Below are 23,392 nucleotides of genomic sequence, written 5' to 3' on the forward strand. Positions count from 1 at the left end.
CCGCGTCTCGCGGTGGCACTGTAATTCCACTTATACCATCGACGCAAATCTCCGACACCCCGAATCGATATGCTACTGATCCGGCCCTAAATGAAGAAGCTGCTTTCAGGTAAGAGCGTCGCAGCCTCTGCGGCCAGCGCTTTGTGCAGCATTCAAATGCGGCCAAACAGAGTACAGAGTTACTTCTTGACTGGTCTTGCTCTACATCCGATAGAAACGACGGCGGCAAAAATGCGTAGCATGTCAGCCCCTCTCCATAAAGCATAGTCGTAAAAATTGCGAAAGTATGGCTACGCAAAGCATTTACGGCATACGCGCTAACAGGAAGATATGGTAAGGTAATGCGGTTTCTACCGCAAGCACATCCATTCCTGCCTGAATAAGTAATTCTCGACTGTTTATTTCGTCGAACACATGGTGATGAAGACAACGGTTGGTAAAGTTTTTCTGTGAGCGTTCACGAAAGGCCTCTCGGGTGCCTGCGGATCGATCCATGCTTAGGTCGTGCATGAGCAAAATTTCAGGCAAATGCGTGAGATCATCCTCTTGAATATTCTGATCATAATCTTGAAGCATGTGGCTAACTGGTGTTGGCGCTCGTCGATGATCGAAGGTCCGAGAATAGTTTGGAAGAACCAAGACCAAAGCACCCCCTGGGCGGGTAACCCGTTGCCATTCTTTCAACGCTTTGACCGGATTAGCGAAGTGCTCAAGATTATGACAAGACAAGATAAAGTCATAGCTTTTATTGGCTATAGTCGATAAGTCCGAGCCATCGCAGAATATGTTTCTGCCCGCAGGTCTTTGTGGACTAAATGCATAACTATCTGAATGACTAGCCCATACTGTTGAACGTGAAATATCGCAATTATCGAGTGAGCCAACTTTTTTGTAGATTGGCAAAGGGCTGCCCCGCTCACGAAATACCGCGCTCGGCCCTCCGATCTCAAGACCGCTTTTTCCTTCTACGAGCGAAATAGCCAATTTGAAACACGATGCTTGACCTTGAAGCACTAATCGGGCTCTGTTTGTGATCCGCCTCAGTAAAGAAAAGCCCATGTATAACAACCCCGTTGAGAATGCAGAATATGGTACAAGGAGACTTGAATTTTACTATAGTAGCTGTCCCCCTCAGCCGACATTGCTATTTTTGCTGACTGCCTTAGTTTGTTCGCCAAGTGCCGGATCAATAATCCAAGGGGACATTTTTACTGTGGTACGACATCGCACATTCCACCGGGTTGTGAAACGACCGAAACTTAGACTGTTTCATCCGGTCTTGGATAGAAGCCTGTCAGCATCCGGCGGGGATACTTTGTGGTCTGACAAACTCGCATGGGGAAGGATTGAGAACTGCGGAAGCAGGGGCCCGATGCGGGAGGGATCAATGACCCTGACGGCGGCTTGTAAAACGTCCTCGGCGGAGATGTCCCACATACAGGCACCCTCCTGGGGGGCAGTGCATTTTTCCGGGATTTGCCGTTTGTAGCTGTTGATACACGGGCTGCAAGCGAGTCGCGTGCCGTAGACATACGTCGCCCGAGGCCCCACGGGACCCCAGCACCCCGGGCTGTTCGGCCCAAAGAGACCCACAGTTGGTGTGCCCATTGCCGCGGAGAGATGCATCATCCCAGTATCGCCGCTGATCATAAGGTCGCAGTGTCGAAGCAAGGCAAGAGTGTGTTGGAGTTCATCAAGATCGGCTGCATCAACACTCCGCCCGCGAAAGCTGCTTCTGAAACTCTGAATCAGGGACTGTTCCGCGCTGGAGCCAGTGAGAATAAGAAACATGTCTGGAAGTCGCTCAGCAAGAATGTTAGCCAACTCCAGAAACCGTTCCATCGGCCAGCGACGATATTGCGCACTGGGCCCCACTCCCAAATGCATCGCGATCAACGGATTACCAGGCTCGCCGATCCCATTCGCATCACGCCATTGTTTTACCCAGGCATCCGCAGAATCAGAATAGTGTAGCGGCACAGTCTGCTGCGACTCGGGGATGCCGGGGTCGAGAATCCTGACAAGCTGAAGAAATAATTGCCACATCGATTTATCCTCGCGAAGTTGAACGAGGTGCGTAAAGAGGCGGCTTCGAGGACTTGGAGCAGAGGGAGAAAAACCAAGCCGGACTGGAATACCCGACAGGCGAACGAAGGCCGCCGTCAATAGAGACTCTTGCTCGAAATCGACAATAGCATCGTAACGAGCACGTCGCACTTGCCTAAGAATGCTGAACGCCTTCCAGAGGCCATCCTTGTTAGGTAGGTAAGAATAGACCTTGCCGGTACCAGCAGCATTCATCACGTCGGATGTGCGGCCTTCGACCAGAAAATCGATCTGGAGGGATGGATGTCGCTCTTTAAGCGAAGTCAGTAATGAGCCGGCCAATACGGCTTCGCCCATCCCACCAAACTTCAGGACGAGTATCTTTCGAGGGATAGAGAGGAGCGGCTGAGTAGGTTTTGTTCCCCTTACGGACGGCTGAAGAGCCATGAGCTTATTAAGAAGCGCATGAAAGGGACGATATCGATAGCTGTGATGACGCATGCCCACTTGATCCATAGTAAATTAGATTGCCAACCCGAATGGAGCCGCTCCTCTGTACATATAAGGTGGCTTTCGCACTCGCTCCGGTGCGGAGAATGTCTACCTCGTCCGCATTGCAAACGCGGCTTCGGCGTTCTGCATGCTTCCAATCCGCTTTCTCGGAGCACCCCCGTAAACTTTGCCTGAATTAGGCTTAATTCTTGAAGGGTTGAATAGTCCCTACCTCAAGCATAATCGAGCGAGAGCCAGGCACAGGGCCCATCGATTCCTGACCTGTTGTGCGAAACCCAACCTGCTATTACCGGTCACATTCCCCTCGTGACGTCTGTAAAGGACAAGGGGATAGGGAATGTATAGCGTCTTCCCTCCCCTAACCGAGTTTGCCGTCCCTATCCATACATCGTGCAACACGACCCTCACCGAAGGAAATGGCAGAACCTTGTCACGAATACGGCTCCGAAAAGCCATCGTACAGCCCAGATAAGTACAATGAATAATATTCGCCAGTAACCCCGAGCGGAATCTTCCTCGTTGTTCATAATAAGAATCAACAAGGGCAACGCCATTCTCGTCAATCAGCGCCGCATCCGACACCACGACATCGAACCCCGGACGCAACAGAAATGCCTGTACCACGGTTGAAACCTTGTTCGCCGCCCAAAGATCATCCTGATCGCTCAGAAACAGAATGTCACCAGATGCTGCCCCAATGGCCTCTTCAAACGTTTTTTGCACCCCGAGGTTGCTTCCGTGTTCGATCAACCGGACCCTGCCATCCTGCAAGGATCGCACGCAATCTCTGGTGCCGTCTGTGGATGCATCGTCCACCACGATCACCTCGTCCTGAGCACTGAGTTGGCAGAGAATCGACTTCAACTGTGCTGCAATATACTGCTCCCCGTTGTAAGCAGCCATGCACACAGAAATGCGCGGACGCAGTTCACAGAACTCGTTTGCATGTCGCGCTGGCGGCGAACTCAGCATCCGCTGCTCCATTTCACGCATCCAGTCATTGATCCGGTAGCCCCTGGAGCGGAAGCAACGACGCCTAATCTCATTCCACGTCTGCTTTCGAATGGTGGAATCGTGGCCGCGTTTCCGCTGCCTCCAAATGCGCCCGAATAGCCGGACTGTCAGGGAGAGCCCCTGAATTGTCCCACCATAAAGATCCCAGTATGAGGACTCTGCACGCAGAATGTTATGAAAGCGATCAGGCTTAAGAGCTGTCTTATGAAGCAAGGATAACTCGTGTCCTACACGGACATCGGATGCCACGTATGTCTTCAAGCCGTGCAAATAAAGCTGATGAAATATGTAACCATCCACATAGTCTAGCCAGAAGTAGGGATTAAAACCGCCAATCCGCTTCAACGAGTCGACACGAAAAAGGGTCGCTGAATTGGTCGCATGTATTTCTTGCTTCGCTGTACCCTCAAAATCGGAAGGCAAATAACTTACTCCCCAAAATCTGATGAATACCGGAGCTATAGGTTTTCCTGCATCCAGCATTCGTGGCACAATTGCGGCGATTCTTCTATCCGACTCTATGTCGCACGCAAGCCTGCTCATGATAGCGAGATAATTGGCGGGCAGAGTTGTATCCTGGTCCAGGATCAACAGCCAGGTGGCTTTTTCGCTCTGTGCAATCGACAAGGCACGATTGTAGGCAGTCGCGAGGCCCGCATTTTGCTCTGCTGCCTCATACTGTACGCCCTTTGGCAAAGGCCCCGGATCGCATCCTCCGGGAGTATTGTCATAAAGAAGAATCTTGAAGTCGCGCTGACTGTGTGGCAAATAACAAAGTATTTCTTGCAAGCTTTGAAAGGCTTTGGAATCAGTTGGCCTCAACTGATATAGCACAACTACGACAAAGAATCGAACATTAGGTATCGGAGAGGATATATTCATACACTGCTTGATTCCGGATGTGGATTCTCTATCTGACTTACTTTGATCGTTGGAAGCAAACGGAATGGCATCGCGCCAATGAGGAAATAGAGCAAACCGAGCGCGGCGACACGCAGCAAGGCTCCTATATCGTAATAGGTGTCACCTGAAATCACTAACAAAACACTAAGGATAGAAGGCGCAAACAGGTATATGCTGAACCTCCCTCCCTGTTTAGCTTTTAGGTAAAACAATGAATGAGCAAAGCCGAAAAGGAGGAGAAACGCCAAAGTTCCAAGGATGCCCACCTCGAGAAAATACCATTTATATATGGTGTACACATTTGCCGGGAATGGGACGAACACAAAAGTATCAATTAAAGGGGGTCTGGTGTAATCGATGAGATGCAGTGTAGCTCCCAAGTATAATGGAAATTGAAATGTATGGCTCGAAGCCACTACGAATTTGGCCGGTTGCTGTACAACTACATCGAAGCCGGCCAACGGACCCACAATATAGCTGAGGACGAAATATGTGGCGATGCCAGTGACGCCTCCATTTATTCCTTCAGTATTTTTGTTTGTGAAAATGAGTCCAATATACATCGTCAAAAATAAGATGATCGGCCAGCGAAGTAGTCGCATAGCGCTCTGCAGGGAATCCTGTTTGGTCTGTAACATACGAATCGTGCTCAAGCCGGAGATAAGAAGGAGAAAACCTCCTCGCCCAGTGCTGAGAATACACCCGATAAACGCGATCACGGTTACGATCCAGAACTGCTTGTCCTTTTTTTCAGTGGCGAGCAACAGAGAAATAGAAATGGCAATTGGCGTGAAATAGTTCAGCACAAAAGGCTGGTCAGGTAGCTCGCCATTTTCAGCGGCTTTAACCATTGCTCCACGAGCTTGCGCCAGTATGCTACCATCACCACTTCCTAATAGGCTAAGCCGCCATGTTTGGTAAAACATGACAGGCAGGCCGCATAGCAAGATGACCATCAACAGATTGCGGAGGAAATGAGGTGTCCTTTTCGGTTTAGGCGGAAAGAGATGGATGCTGAGCAATCTTCTTGGCGCAAGTCCGGCAAGTAAACCGCCGGCGCTGAACGAAACTGCTCCAGCTGCCACAATCGCAAGCGTATTGTTATGGACAGGATCAACCTCGATAAGGCCTGAACGAAACACAATCAAGTCGAGCAGCCACATGGAGCAGAAGATAAACGGGGGATACAGAACAGAGCGATGTGCACCGTAATTCAAAATTACGAGTATGAGGAAAAGAATAAGAGTGACGTCAAGAAAGCTCATGTAAATGTGATCTCCCTGTCTCGTCCGCTCTGTTGCGAGACGCGCGCTCTGCTCTCAACGAACCACCGCGCGATGCGTTCTGCCCGCGGCACATGTAGCCGATACATGAAGTGATTCCACGCAGTTCGCGAATGAGCAATGAGGTCGCGTCGCAAACCCCATGCACCGCCCGAGACTTGGAAAGAAGCATCCGATAGCGAACTACGATGTCGAGAACCTTTTCCATTCAGGCTCCCGTGGGAGCCGGGCCGGGTCGCGTCGTCAGCAGACGGTTTCTGAAGTTCTGAAGAATCAACCGTTCGCTAGGCGACAGCAACACGAACCATGTAATGGCTGAGAATACCGCCAGCATCATGGCGGAAACGAAAATCTTTGTCGGCAGACTCATGTTGATCATCGCCAGGGCGAACACAGCCATGGTACCCAGTACTGCTATACAAAGCGACCTGAACCGCGCGAATCGATCCAGAAACCGGCCGGCGACCCAGTACAGCAGAATGGCGTCGACAATAACCCGGGCGGCCCAGGCGATCGCCGTACCCACAATGCCAAAATGGTTCGTTAGTACCCAAACAGTCGCGACATAGAAAGGGAATTCCAGCATATGCAGCTTGGCAGTGATATCCGGACGTCCGGCTCCCTGTATCAAGGCGAACGGAACAACTGCTAGTCCGTTCCCTAAGACGCCGATTGCCAACCACTGCAATGGACGCGTGCTGTGACTGGCAAACATGGGGCCCAGCCATAATTGCAGTCCGTTCCGGGCGAAAAGGACCATCAGCACCGTCAGCGGCAGAAGGACGATGATAATGCATTTTACCGTACGCCGGAACAGCTTTGCCGCATGCGCATGATCCGCAACCAGCGCCGTGGAGAACGCTGGGAACAGAACACTCATGATCCCTGCGGGAAGGATCACTAGCTTTGTTACCACATCATACGGCGTCGCATAGTAGGCGACCGCTGTCAGCGACAGCAGCATACCTACCAGAAAGCGATCCAGATATTCCATCATCGGTGAGATGATGTTCGACACAGTCATCCATGCGCCAAAACTTAGCAGCATGGGAATAAGACGAGGTTCGATCACAAACCTATGCATGATAGATGGCATGTCTCGCAGCGCAATCCATACATAGGTAAACCAAAAGGTCATCCGCATCACAACCAGAATACCCACCACCGCCGGAAGGTGCTTCGACCAGTGCAATACCAGCAGCGGAGCCAGAAAGGTCGCGACGCCCATCGGAATCCGGACAATATTGATAATTCCGAATCTCTGCCGTGCCTCGAGTATGCCGCGGAATCCAGCCGTACTGATGACAAAGAATACTGACAAACTCAGCAAATAGAATGCCTGGAGGGTCTCGGTTCGAAGAGGAGGCGGTATTTTCAACAAATGCTCCACAAATAGCGGCGAGAGCAGTGCCAGCAAACTTGCGCCAACAATTCCCAACGCACCCATCACGAGGTTCGCAGTCCAGATAATGGCGGGAAGTTCATCTTGACTATCGCTGGCCAGCTTCTGCGCCACCAGATTGGTCATCGCCCGTCCCAACCCCAGATCAAAAAAGCTGAAATACCCTACAACCATCCAGGCGATCATCAACACACCGAAGCGATCCGTTCCAAGCGCATGGACCAGCCGGGGGATCGTGAATAAACCAACAGCCATCGGCGCAAACTGTCCCACAAGATTCCAGACACTATTACGAGCCAGCAAGGAGCCGCTTGTCAGCTTCTTAACCGCGTTGTCTTGAACACCTTCGGTCAAAACGACAAACTTTTCACCAGGGGTGTCTAACACATTACTGCCCTTGTCCATTCATGTCCCCTAGCTTTCATTAATCCGCTAAAAGCTATGATACAACTCATGCCACATCCGATTTCCGTATGACCAAGTAACACCCATTCGAGTATGCAATCGGATTCTCATCAAAAACGGATATCCGACGAGGAGTCGAGGCTGCTATATCCAATCGCAAGATTTATACTATGCATGGAAGTAGTCTGGTTTCTGATGGAGTATAAGTCCCCCGCATGCCCTGTGAACATTGCTCTTTAAACGAAGCTAACTGCTCCTGGCAACGACTCGACGGCTCAAAAGAACCAAGTCTTTTCCATGTATGCGATCTCAGATTCGTGCGTCCCAAGGCTCTAATGCTGCTGTGGAGTGGAAGACAGCAGCCTTTTAACGTGTACAAGCATGTTCAAGGCTATTCCATTTACGTTTGCATCGTTTCCCTGTTAGTTCCGTTGCTGCTTATCACTACCCCAATGCTCGCCCAGAGCGGGGATCAGACACCCTCGCACGCAGAGGTTGCGGAGGCATCCACCAGCACTATTGGTTCTCCGTATATTCCCGTGGATAGCTGGATCTACCCGGCCGCTCTCCGCCTGTACTACCTGGGATACCTCCCTACCGCATATCTGGGCGTGCGCCCCTGGACCCGAGCTTCTCTGGCGCATATGTTAGCGCTGTCGAAAGATTCTCTTGATCAGGCGAGTGCGCCCGACGAAGCAGTGGAAATCGCGGCGCGGCTCCGCAGAGAGCTGGCTCCCGAGTTGGCTGGGGGGGGCACCCCCTCCTTCAGTACAGAGAGCGTTTATACCCGTCTCAGTGGCATTCACGGCCCCATACTCAACGACAGCTTCCACCTCGGCCAGACGATTGTGAATGACTATGGCCGGCCAGACGAACCCGGCTTCGACAACTTGAGTGGCTTTAGTGCGGAGGCCCATAGTGGGCGATTCAGCCTGTATGTCCGCAGCGAGTACCAACACGCCCCAGGAGCGACCGGCTACTCTCCAGCGGTTGCAGCGCAATTAGCCGCCATCGATGAGACACCCGATGTGCCTCAGTCGACGATTCCCGCAGGTCCGATTCCCGAGCAAAACAACTCCCGCGTAGTGGAGGCTAATCTTTCCGCTCATCTTCTGGGGAATGAAGTTTCATTTGGGAAAAGCGATGCATGGCTTGGGCCGGGGCTTGGAGCCAGCATGGGCTGGTCCAATAATGCGGAGGATATCTACAGCTTTCGCATCAACCGAGTGGAACCCCTTTACATCCCAGGTTTATCGCGCGTAGTAGGCCTCTTTCGCTATGACTTTATGGTGGGTAGCCTCAAGGGCCATGAGTACCCAAACGCCCCTTGGATTCATATGGAAAAGGTCAGCATGAAGCCAACCCCTGATCTGGAGATCGGATTCATGCGCTCCGTCATATGGGGAGGAGAGGGACATGTGCCCATCACGATCGGCACCTTTCTACGCAGTTTTTTTAGCGTCACGGCACCATCTCCTGCCGTCAAAAATTCGAACCAGGATCCAGGCGCTCGCTTCAGTACCTTTGACTTCCTCTGGCGTGTGCCCTTAGATAACCATTTGGTTACGCTCTACATGGATTCCTTCGCCCATGACAACGTCTTCCCGATAAGCAATCTGGGTCGGTCTGGGCTGCGGCCCGGCTTTTATATCGCGCGTCTTCCCGGATTGCCACGACTGGACTTTCGCGCCGAAGGCACAACGACCAATCCTCATGACCCGGAGAGCAATAACGGGAGGCTTCTCCTCTGGGAGAATATTGAGAAACAGGGATATACCAACAAGGCCTTTATCTTGGGAGACTGGATCGGACGAGAAGCAACCGGGGGCCAGGCGTGGCTCACGTGGCACCTCAGACCAGACCAGCAGATTCAACTGCAGTACCGTACAGCGAAGGTTGCGCATGATTTTATCCCGGGTGGCACGACCCAGAATGATCTTTCAGCAGAATTTGTACTGCGTCCGGTGCGCCCACTGGAGATAAAAACCACCTTACAGGGGGAGCTCTGGAAGGCGCCGCTAATCGCACCAGGCAGGCAGAAGGATTTTGTCGGGAAGGTGCAACTCACATATTTCTTTCACTCACAATAAAGCGGCTTCGCAGTAATTGCGAAACCGCTTTACGAATGGACAGCAGTTCTGTGTAAATCGCACCCGATACATCGCCGCGGAGACGACACGGTGTTTTCAGCTACACGGCCCAGCAAAAATCACACCCAGAGAGAACTGCCGGCAGATCATAGAACCTCTTGCGTTGAAAACTCCATGTTTTCGGCGTAGTTGACGTTATATGAAACCAGACTCTCTGAAGGTTTCTCCTGGTGAGGAACTGAGGGCTGCGGTGCCTGCATGAGCTTTGGTTCATTGCTAAGCTTGAAGAGCGTATGGACCAGAATCTTCAGATCTGTACTAAACCTTGCGCTTTCAATGTAGCGGGAGTCCAGTCGGCACTTTTCGGGGTTCAAAACCGACATGACGTAGTGTTCGACGAGCTCCTCTGGAATTTCTGCCAGCAGGCTCTCCTCATGAGAAAACACAACGGTTGCTGCTCCCGTTATACCGGGGCGGCATAGCATGTTCAGATTCTCATGCTGAGGAATCTTTGGACGGGGACCAACAAAACTCATATCACCACGAACCACGTTGATCAATTGGGGTAGTTCATCCACCTTTAGGCGACGTAACAGAATCCCGATCGTTGTCAGCCTCGGATCACCCTGTTTGGTGACTTTGGAGCCATGGTCATCCTCCGGGTCGCGATGTTTCATTGTCCGGAACTTCAGAATGGTGAAGGGTCGTTGATGCAACCCAACCCTCTCCTGACGGAACAAGACCGGCCCTTTCGACGTGATCTTGATCAACCAACCAATCAGGACCATCATCGGTGAAAACAAAATCAAAGCGGTCAGGCTGAGAACGAAGTCGAAGCACCGTTTACCTCGTGACATACACCAGGTACTGATGTATCGAGGCAGGAAGATGGATTGCTTGTGATTATTGGGTGGTGGAGAATCAGCAGTCAATGTGCACTTTCCAGCTTCCCAAAGAAAATCGTGTTCGACCTGCGGTGTAACCATCAAAACCGGCCCCCTGCTGTATTGCCTGTTGGTCCCGTAAAACACTGAATTGAATCAAATCAAGACACGTTTCAGAATTCATAGGACCGTAGACAGCATACCCTTTTAAGGGCATCCACTTCTATCCGGGAAGCGGAATTAATGAACCCATGCAATTACCGCGCTTATCGAACAGACCGAATTTGTATGCACTCCCTGCCCTATCGAACAAGCTAAATGACAGAGGTTGAATATATGATATATGGAAGCATCGTTTGCTGGCAGTAAAGGCCGCAACACTCACGGTATGGGTTCGCGCCGCGCTTGGAGCCATATAGGGTCAGTCTGAGTATAGCCGACTAATCGGGGCATTCCAGACTCCAAGCCTCCTTCGGGTCAACACAAGCGGCGTTCACCAAGCCTTTTGCCTCCGACGTTGAGACACCTGAGACTGCCGATTCCGGCTTTCTTACGAATGCTGCCAGGTTACGGAGGAACACTCCACCCGTAACCTTTTTTGCAGCGAGTGTTTTTCCGTTCGGCGTTCTTTCAATCCTCGGTAAAGCAAATTTCGTGCCCAAACCCCAAAAGGCGCAGGCGCAGACAAACCCAAATCTGCGGTTTCCGCGTCATACTTCCTAATAACTTCTGGACAAGGAGTCCGATTGCGAATCAGTCCCCGTATTACCGCACTAGTTTTATTCTTCCTTGCTGCCCTCACTACCGCTACCGCTCACGCGCAAAACGATCCCACCGCCTCGCAGTATCTTCGCCTCTCCGCGTTCGGCGGCGCTACAGGAACCTATACAGGCTTTGACGACGGGAGAAACCTCGGCATTACCGCTGGGGCTGACCTTAACTTCGGGCGTTACTTCGGTCTTTATCCTTCCGCCGAAGTACGCGGCACTTATCCTATTCATGACGGTGGAAGAGATGCCGAGCGCAACATTCTCGGCGGTCTTAAGGTCGAAAAACGCTTCGGTCGTTTCCACCCTTATGTGGATTTCCTCGTCGGACGTGGGCAAATCGACTACGAGAATGGTGGTTACACTCGCGAACAAATAACCTACCACCAAACCATCTCCAAGGTGCTCTCGCCAGGTGTTGGCTTGGATTTTGACGTCAATCACTACTTCGCACTCAAAGCAGACTTTCAGGGGCAACGATATGACACCCCTTTTGGCGACCATCCCCACGCCAAAGCGTTGACCGCTGGCGTTGTCTACCGTTTCGACTTCAACCATCACCCTCACTATAAGAAGTAATCCACGCGACGGATTTCTGCGAGATCAATGAAAATACACTGCGCCTGGTTTTCGCCGACAAGGCGAGTTGCGATAATGTCTTTATGAAAATTGTCGACACACCCCTTCGTGACGTAAAGCTTGTTCGTCCCCAAAAGCATGGGGACGAACGTGGTTGGTTCGCGGAGGTTTTTAACGCAAAAAGTTTTAGCGCCAATGGCTTGCCCGACCGCTTCGTGCAGGACAATCAATCCTTTTCACGGCGTGGCGTATTACGAGGTCTTCATTATCAACTTGGAGAGCAACAAGGCAAGTTGGTTCGGGTTCTCTCAGGCCACATCTGGGACGTTGCGGTTGATCTGCGACCAGGTTCGCCGGATTTTGGGAAGTGGGCCGGCTTCGATTTGACCGGTGAGGAGATTGAGTTTCTCTGGATACCCGAAGGCTTTGGGCATGGCTTCGTCGTCGTCTCAGAGACCGCCAATGTGCTCTATAAGACCACCGGCTTTTACTATCCGACGGGCGAGCGGTGCGTGCGCTGGGATGATCCGACACTCAATATCGCGTGGCCACTGGATGGAATCGGAATCCCCTCAGTATCGGCAAAGGACGCTGTCGGCAGCTTGCTGGCGGAGGCCGAATTGCCACCACCCTATCAGGCAAAATGACTCAATAGGCCGTTAGCGCGGTTTGGATTCGTGCTAACGGCTTTGCGCCTTAATGAGATTTCGCAGCGAGCACCTCGGTCATAACCTGTGCAGTCGAATGCTCCCATGTGGGCATCTCAAAACTCAGCATGCGGGTCAACTTTTCGCAGTTCATCCGAGAGTTCTCGGGCCGCTTTGCAGGAGTCGGATACTCGGACGAAGAAATTGGTGTCAGCTTTGCGAACGTCTGTTCGGGTTCAGCAACTTGCGCCAGCCGTTCGAACTCCGATGCGAAACCGAACCAAGTCGTAAATCCAGCATTGCAAGCATGATAGATCCCAGCGATGGGCTGAACGGCCTCAGTGAGCGTAATTCCCTTCGCAGCCGCATCTTCCTCGCTATGGAGAATCGTATGCGCAGCGAGCCGGGCGAGATCGCGAGACCATGTTGGGGCACCGTGCTGGTCTGCGACAATCTTCAACTCTTCGCGCTCGCGAGCAAACTTCAGAATCGTCAAGAGAAAATTCTTTCCCCGCGCTCCGTAGACCCAACTGGTACGAAAGATCAGATGCGCTGCGCCGCTGGATGCAAGAGCCTGTTCGCCGGCAAGCTTCGACGCACCATAGACCCCGAGTGGCTGAGTAGGATCGTCTTCGCACCAGGGCCTGGTACCATCGCCCGCGAAGACATAGTCGGTTGAGAAATGGAGAACTGAAGCTCCAATGCGGGCGGCCTCTTCTCCAAGTACTCCTGGCGCGTCACGGTTGATAGCGAATGCCGTTTTAACATCGCTCTCAGCCTTATCGACAGCGGTATACGCTGCTGGATTCACGATCCAGCGCGGCTTTACGCGGCGGACTACATCTCGTATAGCGGATGTGTCGCAGAGATCGAGTTCCTCCCGGGTGGGTGCAACGACTTCGCCAAGTGCAGTGAGAAGCGGCAATAGCTCACCACCAACCTGGCCGCTAACGCCGGTGAGCAAGATGGGACCGTCGATCGTCGGCATCAGTAGACCGTCTCGGTAAGCAGCATCCGGAGATACACACCGTAGGAACTCTTGCCAATCTTTGCGGCGAGAGCCGAAAGCTGCTCATGAGAGATATACCCATTACGGAAGGCAATCTCCTCCAGGCAGGCGACTTTCAAGCCTTGGCGATGTTCGATGGTTTGGACGAAGTTCGCGGCCTCAAGCAGAGAATCATGCGTTCCCGTGTCGAGCCATGCCATGCCCCGCCCCAGCAACTCCGTACGCAGTTGGCCGCGTTCCATGTACCAGCGATTCACATCAGTGATCTCCAGTTCGCCACGAGGTGAGGGTTTGATCTGCTCAGCCACGGAGACCACCTGCGCGTCGTAAAAGTAAATGCCTGTCACGGCATAACGAGACTTCGGCTTCTCGGGCTTCTCTTCGATCGAAATTGCCTTACGGTTGGCGTCGAACTCGACCACGCCATAACGCTCGGGGTCCTTAACCGGGTAAGCGAAGACGGTCGCACCTTCGGTGCAGGTCGCTGCGCTCTGCATTGCCTTCACGAAATCGTGGCCGAAGAAGATGTTGTCGCCTAAAGCCAGACAACAGCCATCGCCTGCGAGAAACTCCTTGCCGATTAGAAATGCCTGAGCCAAACCATCGGGCGAGGGTTGCACAGCATACTGCAAACGAATTCCCCATTGCTCCCCGGAGCCAAGAAGAGCCTCAAAGCGGGGCGTATCCTGCGGCGTGGAGATCAGCAGTATGTCGCGAATGCCTGCCAGCATCAACGCTGAGAGGGGGTAGTAGATCATTGGCTTGTCATAGACGGGTAACAGCTGTTTCGACACCGCCTGCGTTACAGGGTGCAGTCTCGTCCCCGAACCTCCAGCAAGAATGATTCCCTTCATCGAGATACTGCCTCCGCCGTACGGTTCGCATAGTTGGTGGAGACCCACTGCTGGTAGCTGCCGCTGGTGACCCCTTCGACCCAATCCCGGCTAGCTAGATACCACTCAACCGTCTTCCGCAAACCGGTTTCAAAACTCTCCGCCGGCTTCCAGCCAATCTCGCGCTCAATCTTCGTCGCATCGATCGCATAACGCCGGTCGTGTCCTGGGCGGTCTTTGACAGATGTGATGAGTTGCGCATGCGGCTTGTAGGGCGAATCCGGCACGAGTTCATCGAGCAAAGCACAAAGCGTGTGCACGACCTCACGGTTGCTGCGTTGATTGCAGCCGCCGACGTTATACGTCTCACCGACTGTTCCCTTCTTCAGAACCGCAGCGATCGCCTTGCAGTGATCCACGACAAAGAGCCAGTCGCGAACCTGCAGCCCGTCACCATAGATCGGGAGCGGCTTGCCGGCCAGAGCATGAGTGATCATCAGCGGAATCAGCTTTTCTGGGAACTGGAACGGGCCATAGTTGTTCGAGCAGTTCGTTACCAGGACTGGGAGTTTATAGGTGTGGACCCAGGCGCGAGCGAGAAAGTCCGACGCAGCCTTAGAAGCGGCATAGGGACTGTTGGGCGCATACGGGGTCGTCTCAGAGAAGGCCGGATCCTCTGGTTCCAACGTGCCATACACCTCATCGGTCGAGACATGCAGGAAGCGGAAGGACTTTTGCGCTTCCTCACCGAGGGAGGCAAGATACGTTCTGGCTGCCTGCAAGAGTGTGAAAGTCCCATCGATATTGGTCTTCAGGAAGGCATCGGGACCGAGAATCGAGCGATCGACGTGACTTTCGGCAGCAAAATGAATGATCGCGCGAGGCCTATGTGTGGCCAATGTCTCCGCTACGAGGGCGGCATCGCAGATATCGCCATGCACAAAGGTGTAATCAGCACTGGACTCAACTGAGGCGAGCGTCTGAAGATTGCCCGCGTAGGTGAGCTTATCGAGATTCACCACAGGCCCGAGCCCTTCCTCAAGCCAGTGCAGAACGAAGTTCCCACCGATGAAGCCTGCGCCGCCGGTCACAAGTATGCTGTTTGAACTTCCATCCATCTGTCTCTCATTTCTCCTTTGTTGCGTTCATGCCACCTGCCCTACGCAGGGAAAGCACTTGCCCCTTCTGCGCTTTATCTCATTCAGAATACAGCCAAGGACTGCCCCCAGAAACTTCCCAGAAGGAGCCTTCTGGCTGGGGCAACGCCTCTCCATCTCGCCTTCTACGTATCGGGGTCAACGGGCAGAGATGGGGTGGAAACGACATAAATTCGATGTAGTTACCGCTCATGATCGTCAACAATCAGAATGAGCGAATATCGCACACCCGATCTCGGAGCACTCAACCTGCTAGAAGCTCTTTGGAGTGGGTCTATAGGTGAGTTGTATCGTCACAGTTTGGTTATGCGTGGGAGCATTTGTGGTCGAGAAGAGTGGAAATCGCCAACGCTCCTCCTGCGCGACAGCTCGCAGTTGCCAGTCCTGTTTGAGTGCAATGTCTGCGGCAACGCTTAAGTCGAGGAGGTCTCCGCCGTGTAGAAATTGGGCACTCTCAGTAGAGTGGCGAACGCTAGCCTGGATCGATGACCGCGATGAGAGCCACCAAGTACTCCAGGCCTGAAATCCATTCGACTCTCGCCCTATCCAACTGCCCATAAGCTGGCGATTGTTTGTATAACCACCCAGATAGTGGGAATTGTCGTAATAGAAGCCAGGTTGAAAAACGCGACGTGGCGTTAATAAGCCCTCTACGCGGAAGTCCAGATGAGAGAGATGTGGGACATGTGTCAGATAAATTCCCGGGGTCCAGGCGCTACTTTTGGGGTAAGCCACGGGGAAAAGTTTATCGTCGGTAAAGGTATCCACGTATGCTGTCAGCCAGTTACGCAGTTTTGGGATGCGATACTCTGCATCGAACGCGACACGACGGTCTCCAGGATCTATTTGACCATCGCTAGTACTGGTTGAAAAGTAACTGCGCAGAATAGTGTGCAGAGTCATCGGCACACCTTGACCCGCAAAGATGGTTGTACGCGAAACGCTTAATTCAAGATTTGGTGTCGGTTTAATGGCCACCTTTTCGCCATGAATAAACGGCTGGTTCACGTAAGGGACACCGGCTTGTCCAAGGATTTTCCCCCTTGGATCTGTGAACTGTTGCCCAGCAAGACGCCCGACGAACAACTGAATGCGAATCGGGCCAAGCAGCCGAACCAAACCCGGAATTTCGAAGGGCTTCACACGGTCATAACGCAGCATCGGCAGCGGCTCAGCATTATTAGAAAACAGCATCGTGCTGCCTTTACCTGGCCCCCACCACAAGCTCTGTTTGCCAAAACTGAATTGGTTGCCATGCGTGGTGTAGGAGAAATAGGCATCGAGCAACCTGCCTCGTGTGAATCCGGTGTGAGGACCAAGCATCGCTTCTGGCGTGGAATCAGCAGCAGCTATGGCAGCATCCGACGACGCAGGAGGCTGCGGAGCCAAGGCGCTCTGTTGCAGTTCAGCGTCAATATACGCCGCGAACGAACCGTAGACTGCACGATACGAGAGGCCCGTATACGTGTTTTCTCCCTGGCCGTAAGGGCGCCCGTAGTCATTGACGATGGTTTGTGCGCTGTGAAAGCCATCCGTTAGTGGCGCACCGTGAATGCTCGTGCTGCGAAAATCCACGGTCTCAAAGCCAGCTTCCCGATTGCGAATGCCATCCTGATGACGGAGCTCTCGAGCGAACTCGCGGGAAAGGTCATTGAGCAACAGGTCTATTTGTGGATCAACCTTTTCGTCACCTACCTTGGATCGTTGCTCCTGAGCCTCGGCAATAAGCCGGGCGAAGTCCATCCGCGTCCAAGGGCGCAACCCCGCAAAGGCGGTCTGGACATAGCCCGCTGCCGCCAATCGTTCGATGGCGGAGTAGACCCAATTCTCGATAGGCACATAGGTGGACGCCATGCTTGAGGCTTCCGTCTGATTACCTATAGACGCGGGCATGCGTGCAAGAACTTGCCCCTTAACCTGGATGAAACCTTGCAGCAATGGGATAAGGGCAAGCGAAAATATTGTAAGTCTGCGCATCCTCTTCAATTTTCTCCACTCCATCTCGTTGCCACAAGGCATCTTGCGAACCTTGGCTGATCCTATGTGTATTGATGATACTGGATCGTTTGTACGGTTCCCCACCGTATCCTCCCGGGAGGCGCGGGATCATGACGATATGCGGGGAAGAGTGGTCGTCGCAATATCCATTCCAGAGAAAGAGTAGTGCTCTCATCTCAGGCTCCGGATAATCCGTAATCCCTTCTTTTGAAGGGAGATTCGAGCACCAAGCCATCCGCATGCACGTAGCCTAGTATTACAGTCGTACTTTTGAGTCCGAGCCAAAGGCTGTCATTTCGACTGAACAAAGGGAGCGGAGAAACCCTTTGGTCGGTCGAAATGACAGGCATTAAGGTAGCGTTGGAAAGACACCAGTGATCATCAGTGTTCGCCGGCATGTGTTGAATCTCAGTAATGCACAAACGTCATCGTCCGGACAGGGATGAACGAATGAATTGTGCCACCTGTTGTCCTTGAACAATGGCTCCTGCGGCATTAAAGTGCACATGATCTTCATACAAGTCTGCATGTTGAGTCATCAGCGCGTACTGATCGTCCAGGGGAATTCCGGCATGGCTGACGAAGCTCTGCGCGATTCGGTTTCTTGCTTCGATACGGGCGTTGGTTGGACCAGGCGTATCTTCGACTTTTACAGGAGTGATCGCCGCCCAGATGAACGATGCCTTTGGGGCGATCTTATGTAGTGCGTGGAGGTATGAGGGAAAAGCAGCCCTGTATTCCTCCTCGGAGTACGTCCAGCCATGCATACCGTTGTTGAAATGCACTACGTTGAAAGGTACCGCTTCCATTTTAGAAAACTCAGCCAGCTGGTGCAGGAGTCGAGGATCTCCCACGCTGGTCGAGGCGGCAAAGAGATAGACGTTGGCGATCTTGGCCAGCTGTCGCTTGACTTCTGGATAGTAGTTTCGCGTGATGGAGTCGCCGACCAGGAGAACGTTTGGAAGTTTGGCGTCGACGTGTGCCGGACGAACCTCCCAGGTCCATTCAATCTCTTCCGGCCGCGACGCACGATCCTGCGCATGGGCCCGGTTTACCAGAAATGTTGCGGCCAACGCGCACGCCAATAGGGTGAAGCTCAGCAACTTATGTGAACGTGATCTCATAGAATTCTTCCTTCCAGTCTGCCTTGGATCTCAGGCACCGTGGAATTGCGAGGGATAAACTTTGACTTCGCGGCCTGGCGGCAAGGTGCGTCGCGCAACGCCAGTGCCATAACGAACGAGATGCGTTCCTCCCTGTTTACTCTTGAGTGAGGCAGAGACGAGTTTCCCATCAGCCCAGGATAGCGAGACCTCGACTCCGCCTCGAGCGCACAAGCGGCTGATCTTTCCCTGAGGCCATGCCGAAGGGAGTGCGGGTAGAAGATGGATTTCCTCTGCCTGCGACTGAAGCAACATCTCAGCCAAGCCGGCCGCTCCAGCGGTGTTTCCGTCGAGCGAAAAGATGTTGCTTTCAGCGCCGGCGACACCTCCGCGTGAGTAGGTAAGAAGCGAGTCCTCTGCTGATTTTGCAATGATGCCGACGAAATGTTTGTGCGCCGACTCGCCATCAAGCAGACGGGCATAAAAGTTGACGAGGAGGGCGCGGCCCCATTCAGAATCCTCCCAGTTGGGCTGGCTGATGCGCCGCTCAATGGTAATGCGTGCCGCTGCTGCGAGTGCGGGCGTCGCTACAGGAGAGATCTGGTGCTCCGGATAGAGCGAAAGCAGATGTGACATATGCCGGTGGCCAGGTTCGGCTTCGTCGAAGTCTTCGAGCCACTCCTGCAACTGCCCGTGTTTCCCTATCTGGAATGGCGGCAGACGATCAAGTGCAGCCTTTGCCCCGGCACGAAATTGATCGTCGATGCCGAGGGTTGTGCTGGCCTCGATGCAGGCGCTTAACAAGGAGTAAACAAACACACGATCGACAGTGGGTCCCATCGACTCCGAACAGTGCTTTCCGTCAGGGGAGATGAACCAGTTTTCCGGGGAGACTGAGGGCCCCGTAACAAGCCAGCCATGTTTTGGATGCGTGACCATGTATGCGAGAAAGAACTCAGCTGCTTCTTTGAAAACCGGATAGACACGTTGCTGAAGAAATTGCTTATCTGCGGTGAAGCGGTAGTGCTCCCACAGTTGAAGTGCGATCCAGTAACCACCTGTCGGAAAGATCCCCCAACCAAGGCCCCAACCGGGTGCAGTGAAGCCCCAGGGGTTAGTGACGACATGCGCTACCCAGCCGGGTGCGCCATACATCTCGCGAGCGGTAGATCGACCGGCGACGCGCAGGCCGTCAACGAAATCGAATACGGGCGACTGGCATTCGGAGAGATTTCCAACTTCGGCCGCCCAATAGTTTTGCTCGGTATTGATATCGAGATGGAAGTCGTCGGTCCACCCCATGCTGGAAGCGAGTCCATCGTTCCAGATTCCCTGTAAGGCAAGCGGCAAGGGAGAGTTAGCGCGCGAACCTGCGATCGTGAGATACCGGCCATATTGAAAGAAGAGTGCCGAGAGGCCGGGATCAGCCTCTCCGGCCTGCACAGCCTTGCGTCTTTCGTCTGTAGGCTTCAGCTCTGCGGATGGATTGCCGCCCAGATCGATCGCGACGCGATGGAAGAGCGATTGGTGATCTTCGATATGTGCCGCGCGAAGCTGCGCGAAAGTCTTGTTGCGGAGCGCATGCAAGGTTTGCACGCAACGTGCCGAGGCATCGGCGCCACGAAAATCCGTGGAGACGGCGACGTGCAGCGTTATGGCATTCGCTCCCCTTACCTGCAGTGAACCATCCTGAGCGGTAATCTGCCCACCTTCAGACACCAAGCGTATGCGCGTTTCAAAGGCGACGCCCTGCTTACCGTCGCTATGCAGGTGCTCAAAGGCATGGCCCTTGAGTACGAGCGTGTCACTGCCTTCAATGGTTATATTGCCGGGAAGCGTCAGCTTTGCGAACGAGACGCTGCAGTTGATCGATTTTGGCCGATCGCAAGTATGACGAACGATGAGAACGTCGTCCGGATTGGAGGAGAAGATTTCGCGGTGGAAGCGGAGGCCGGATCGGGTGTAATCGACATAAACCAGCGCTTCGTCAAGATTGAGAGAGCGGCGATAGTCTTGTACGGGACCATCTCCCTGTAATGCCAATTCAAGTGTGGCCATTGGCAAGTGGGTGCCGAAGGACTTGCCATTACCGAGCAGATGTTGCTGGCAGAGCTCACCACCTTCCGCATACTTTCCGGCAAACATAAGCTCGCGGATGCGGCCGAGGTTCTCCAGTGCCGTTGGGTTTACGTCTTTATCGCTTGGAGCACCTGACCAGACGGTCGATTCTGTGAGGTCGATGCGTTCTGCAGATGTCCCTCCGTAAATCATTCCCCCAATGCGGCCGTTGCCCACAGGCACAGCCTCCATCCAACGGCTGGCGGGGTTGGAAAACCAAAGCTCATTTTTGTGAACGATGGATTTGTCCTCTGCATGCGTAAGTCTTGGGGAATAGAGTGCGAGAGCGGCGGAGCCGATCATAAAATCGCGTCTTGTTGTCTTCACTTATGGTTCCCTTTTTGCTGGTTCGTGAAACTACTTCCAACGCAGTTCAATCAGCGTCGACTCCGAAGGCGATAGCTTCACACTGACGTCTGTATGAGCAGGTTGTAGTGTTGTGCCGGAAGCAACATCGACCACCGCGACAGAAGGCATTGTCGCGAGCGCCTTATCGATACGATCCAAGGGGACTCTGATGGTTTGCGCATTCTTCATGTCGTAATTGAAAAATGCGACGTAAACACCATGTAGAGAAGGACGAACAAAGACGTCTGTAGCTTTATCGCCTGTATCGCCTTCGATGGGACGGAAGGTTTTGTCCTCAGCCGCGACGGATAACCAGGAACGACTGTCGTAGACCGCCTGTGCCAGTTCACGGCCCTGGGGATCATCCGCAAGGCGACTGCTGTCGAGGATCATTCCGCCACTGATGACGGCTGAAAGTAGCCTGCTCTTCCCTTCTGTTACGCTGCGCGCTCCCAGGTCGGCTTTATCGCCGAGGACAACGTGGTCCGGATCGGTGATGTAGAGGTTCTTGCTCGTCCACCAGCCATAGGTAAGCGAATTGAGCATGTATTCGGTCGACTGATCGCCGCCACTCATATGGCCCTTGGTATCGCAGGAGAGCCGCCGCGCATGTCCGTACCCCGAGGGAAAAAGAGGAGCGATGGAGAGGCTGAGGAACATACGGTTGCCGGTCTCATCGACGATCTGCTTCATGCCCAGGTTATAGGCCTGGATTCCTGTCTGGATCGCTGGATCGAAATGAACTCCTTCAAGCGCACCATGCGAGAGAAAATCGATCTTGAGATATTGGAAGCCGAGCTTCTGAAACTGCTGGAGATAGTAAGTCGCACGGGCCTTTGCGCCGGGATGCGATGGATCGATAGCCAGGCCTCCATCGACCTTCGGAAGAATGGAGCCGTCCGGCGCCTTCAACAGAATGTCGCGGTAGCGATACTTCATATTCGTACCTTCGACGTAGGCATCGAGATCGTCCGACCAGTACGCAAAAGGCGTCCAATAGATACCCGGTTCGAAACGAGTGCCATCCGGACTGTGCATGGCCTTGATCGTAGCCACAGCATCACTCAGTTGCACCGCATCGAGCTTCGACCAGAAGGCATCAAGATTGAAATAGACGACTTTGTGGTTGCCAAAGCCCAGCGGCACAAGTTTGTCGCGGACAAAAGCAGCGGAGCTGAGATAACGCTTGTCGTCGATTTTATCGGCGTAGGCGGCCCAACTGTTCCATCCCATGGGGGCTCCTGCAGCCCACTTGAGAGGCGCATGGATAGCCGCATTGGCAGCGCCATAGGATTCGAGTCCGTCGCGCCAGTCAGAGAAGGACCCAATAAAGATGCGGGGAGAACGCACATGTTCCCCGTGCACGATGCCGTGAGGAACTGTGTCATGCGTATCGGTGCGCACGCCTGTAGGAGACGAGATGCCCCCATAGATATCGAGGTCGGTCAGATGGCCGTCCGCAGCATGGGCTTCAATAGCCGTCTTCCAGGTGTCGTGCGTGATAGACCCGAGAATCAGTGCCTGACGGCTCGCGTTGTCATAGATCGCTGTAACTTCGTCACTCGTGAAGGTCCGACCGGGCTGCAGGTCTGCGACGGGAACACTGTCGTAGCGGAACCACATATCGTTGTCGAAGGGAACGTGGAGGACACGTAACGATTTACTGCCCTCGATCTGGACCGGGTCCACACCTTTGAGCACCACCGCATCGAAGTGCCGAGTACCGACTGTCCCTGTCTTCGGCTCGAGTTCTGCCTCGATAGCCATCCAAGGCTTTCCATCGTTCAGCCAGATACGCTGCAAGAGCTCCGGCAGCCCTGGAGCCGTGCTACGAATCTCGTATTCGTGCTCAGTAACCGCGCCGGCAGTATGCGGGAGTTTGACCAGTTCGTGAGTCGTATAGGCGGCAGTCGAGAGTTGGCGTCCATCTTCAAGCTGCGCGCCGCTCGTTATACCGAGAAGCTTGTGGCCATCACGCCACTCAATATCCATCGTTCCAGCCAGGCGATGATAGTGAATCGTGAGCAACTGGTTTTGAATGGTTATTTCTCGTTGAGAGTCTGGCGGGCTTGCCTGCGCGACAAGCTGCGCGGTAGTGAAACATGCAATCGCGGCAATGACCATCGTTCCGGTTATTGTTGATACCCGCAGCAGACTTACATCGCGTTTCATGGCAGATCCTCCATTGTTTTATAGATGAAAAAGGAGGACAGAACGGTCTGGATGTCGGTTCTGTCCCCTGGAGGCACTTCTACTACTAGCGCAACCGGACGAAAGGGTTGTTGGAAGTTAT

General features: G+C 53.3%; 16 protein-coding genes. 3 read left to right on the forward strand and 13 right to left on the reverse strand.

Features of this window, described 5'->3' with window-relative positions; genetic code table 11:
- Nucleotides 1-303 precede the first annotated feature (303 nt).
- The 5 genes from GSQ91_RS02170 to GSQ91_RS02190 form a co-directional block, all read right to left on the reverse strand.
- Complete coding sequence (locus GSQ91_RS02170) at nt 304-984, reverse strand: methyltransferase domain-containing protein (RefSeq protein WP_254064322.1); 681 nt, start codon at nt 982-984, stop codon at nt 304-306.
- A gap of 285 nt (nt 985-1,269) precedes the next feature.
- Nucleotides 1,270-2,547, reverse strand: coding sequence for a glycosyltransferase family 9 protein (locus tag GSQ91_RS02175; RefSeq protein ID WP_158819624.1), 1,278 nt, complete (start codon nt 2,545-2,547; stop codon nt 1,270-1,272).
- Between the two features lie 219 nt (nt 2,548-2,766).
- Complete coding sequence (locus GSQ91_RS02180) at nt 2,767-4,455, reverse strand: glycosyltransferase (protein WP_158819625.1); 1,689 nt, start codon at nt 4,453-4,455, stop codon at nt 2,767-2,769.
- Nucleotides 4,452-5,741 (reverse strand): O-antigen polymerase, encoded by a 1,290-nt coding sequence (locus tag GSQ91_RS02185; protein ID WP_158819626.1) that lies wholly within the window; start codon nt 5,739-5,741, stop codon nt 4,452-4,454. Before GSQ91_RS02185 ends, GSQ91_RS02180 begins: the two co-directional genes overlap by 4 nt.
- A 226-nt stretch (nt 5,742-5,967) precedes the next feature.
- Nucleotides 5,968-7,566 carry a flippase gene (locus GSQ91_RS02190; RefSeq protein ID WP_158819627.1) on the reverse strand — a complete coding sequence of 533 codons (1,599 nt, stop codon included), beginning with the start codon at nt 7,564-7,566 and terminating at the stop codon, nt 5,968-5,970.
- A gap of 371 nt (nt 7,567-7,937) precedes the next feature.
- On the opposite strand from GSQ91_RS02190, the gene GSQ91_RS02195 reads away from it, so the two are divergent.
- Complete coding sequence (locus GSQ91_RS02195; protein ID WP_254064323.1) at nt 7,938-9,656, forward strand: capsule assembly Wzi family protein; 1,719 nt, start codon at nt 7,938-7,940, stop codon at nt 9,654-9,656.
- Nucleotides 9,657-9,802: 146 nt separating this feature from the next.
- Here GSQ91_RS02195 and GSQ91_RS02200 read toward each other — a convergent pair whose 3' ends face one another.
- Nucleotides 9,803-10,642, reverse strand: a complete 840-nt coding sequence (locus tag GSQ91_RS02200; protein WP_158819628.1) for a sugar transferase — start codon at nt 10,640-10,642, stop codon at nt 9,803-9,805.
- 644 nt (nt 10,643-11,286) lie between these two features.
- Here GSQ91_RS02200 and GSQ91_RS02205 point away from each other — a divergent pair.
- Complete coding sequence (locus GSQ91_RS02205; protein ID WP_158819629.1) at nt 11,287-11,886, forward strand: outer membrane beta-barrel protein; 600 nt, start codon at nt 11,287-11,289, stop codon at nt 11,884-11,886.
- 83 nt (nt 11,887-11,969) lie between these two features.
- Complete coding sequence (gene rfbC / locus GSQ91_RS02210; protein ID WP_158819630.1) at nt 11,970-12,533, forward strand: dTDP-4-dehydrorhamnose 3,5-epimerase; 564 nt, start codon at nt 11,970-11,972, stop codon at nt 12,531-12,533.
- A 49-nt stretch (nt 12,534-12,582) separates the two neighbouring features.
- Here rfbC and rfbD read toward each other — a convergent pair whose 3' ends face one another.
- The 7 genes from rfbD to GSQ91_RS02245 form a co-directional block, all read right to left on the reverse strand.
- Nucleotides 12,583-13,521, reverse strand: a complete 939-nt coding sequence (gene rfbD / locus GSQ91_RS02215; protein ID WP_158819631.1) for a dTDP-4-dehydrorhamnose reductase — start codon at nt 13,519-13,521, stop codon at nt 12,583-12,585.
- Nucleotides 13,521-14,396: a glucose-1-phosphate thymidylyltransferase RfbA gene (rfbA, locus tag GSQ91_RS02220; RefSeq protein WP_158819632.1), complete on the reverse strand. Its 876-nt coding sequence runs from the start codon at nt 14,394-14,396 to the stop codon at nt 13,521-13,523. Before rfbA ends, rfbD begins: the two co-directional genes overlap by 1 nt.
- Entirely contained in the window at nt 14,393-15,493 is a 1,101-nt protein-coding gene (gene rfbB / locus GSQ91_RS02225; RefSeq protein ID WP_158819633.1) for a dTDP-glucose 4,6-dehydratase, read from the reverse strand. The genes rfbA and rfbB overlap by 4 nt, the downstream gene beginning before the upstream one ends.
- 291 nt (nt 15,494-15,784) lie before the next feature.
- Nucleotides 15,785-17,386, reverse strand: a complete 1,602-nt coding sequence (locus tag GSQ91_RS02230; protein ID WP_254064324.1) for a capsule assembly Wzi family protein — start codon at nt 17,384-17,386, stop codon at nt 15,785-15,787.
- 569 nt (nt 17,387-17,955) lie between these two features.
- Nucleotides 17,956-18,603 carry an SGNH/GDSL hydrolase family protein gene (locus tag GSQ91_RS02235; protein WP_254064325.1) on the reverse strand — a complete coding sequence of 216 codons (648 nt, stop codon included), beginning with the start codon at nt 18,601-18,603 and terminating at the stop codon, nt 17,956-17,958.
- 81 nt (nt 18,604-18,684) lie between these two features.
- Nucleotides 18,685-21,078: a glycoside hydrolase N-terminal domain-containing protein gene (locus GSQ91_RS02240; RefSeq protein WP_254064326.1), complete on the reverse strand. Its 2,394-nt coding sequence runs from the start codon at nt 21,076-21,078 to the stop codon at nt 18,685-18,687.
- A 30-nt stretch (nt 21,079-21,108) separates the two neighbouring features.
- Complete coding sequence (locus GSQ91_RS02245) at nt 21,109-23,271, reverse strand: hypothetical protein (RefSeq protein ID WP_158819635.1); 2,163 nt, start codon at nt 23,269-23,271, stop codon at nt 21,109-21,111.
- Nucleotides 23,272-23,392: the final 121 nt, after the last annotated feature.

The sequence above is a fragment of the Granulicella sp. S156 genome, assembly GCF_009766105.1.
Classification (GTDB): domain Bacteria; phylum Acidobacteriota; class Terriglobia; order Terriglobales; family Acidobacteriaceae; genus Granulicella.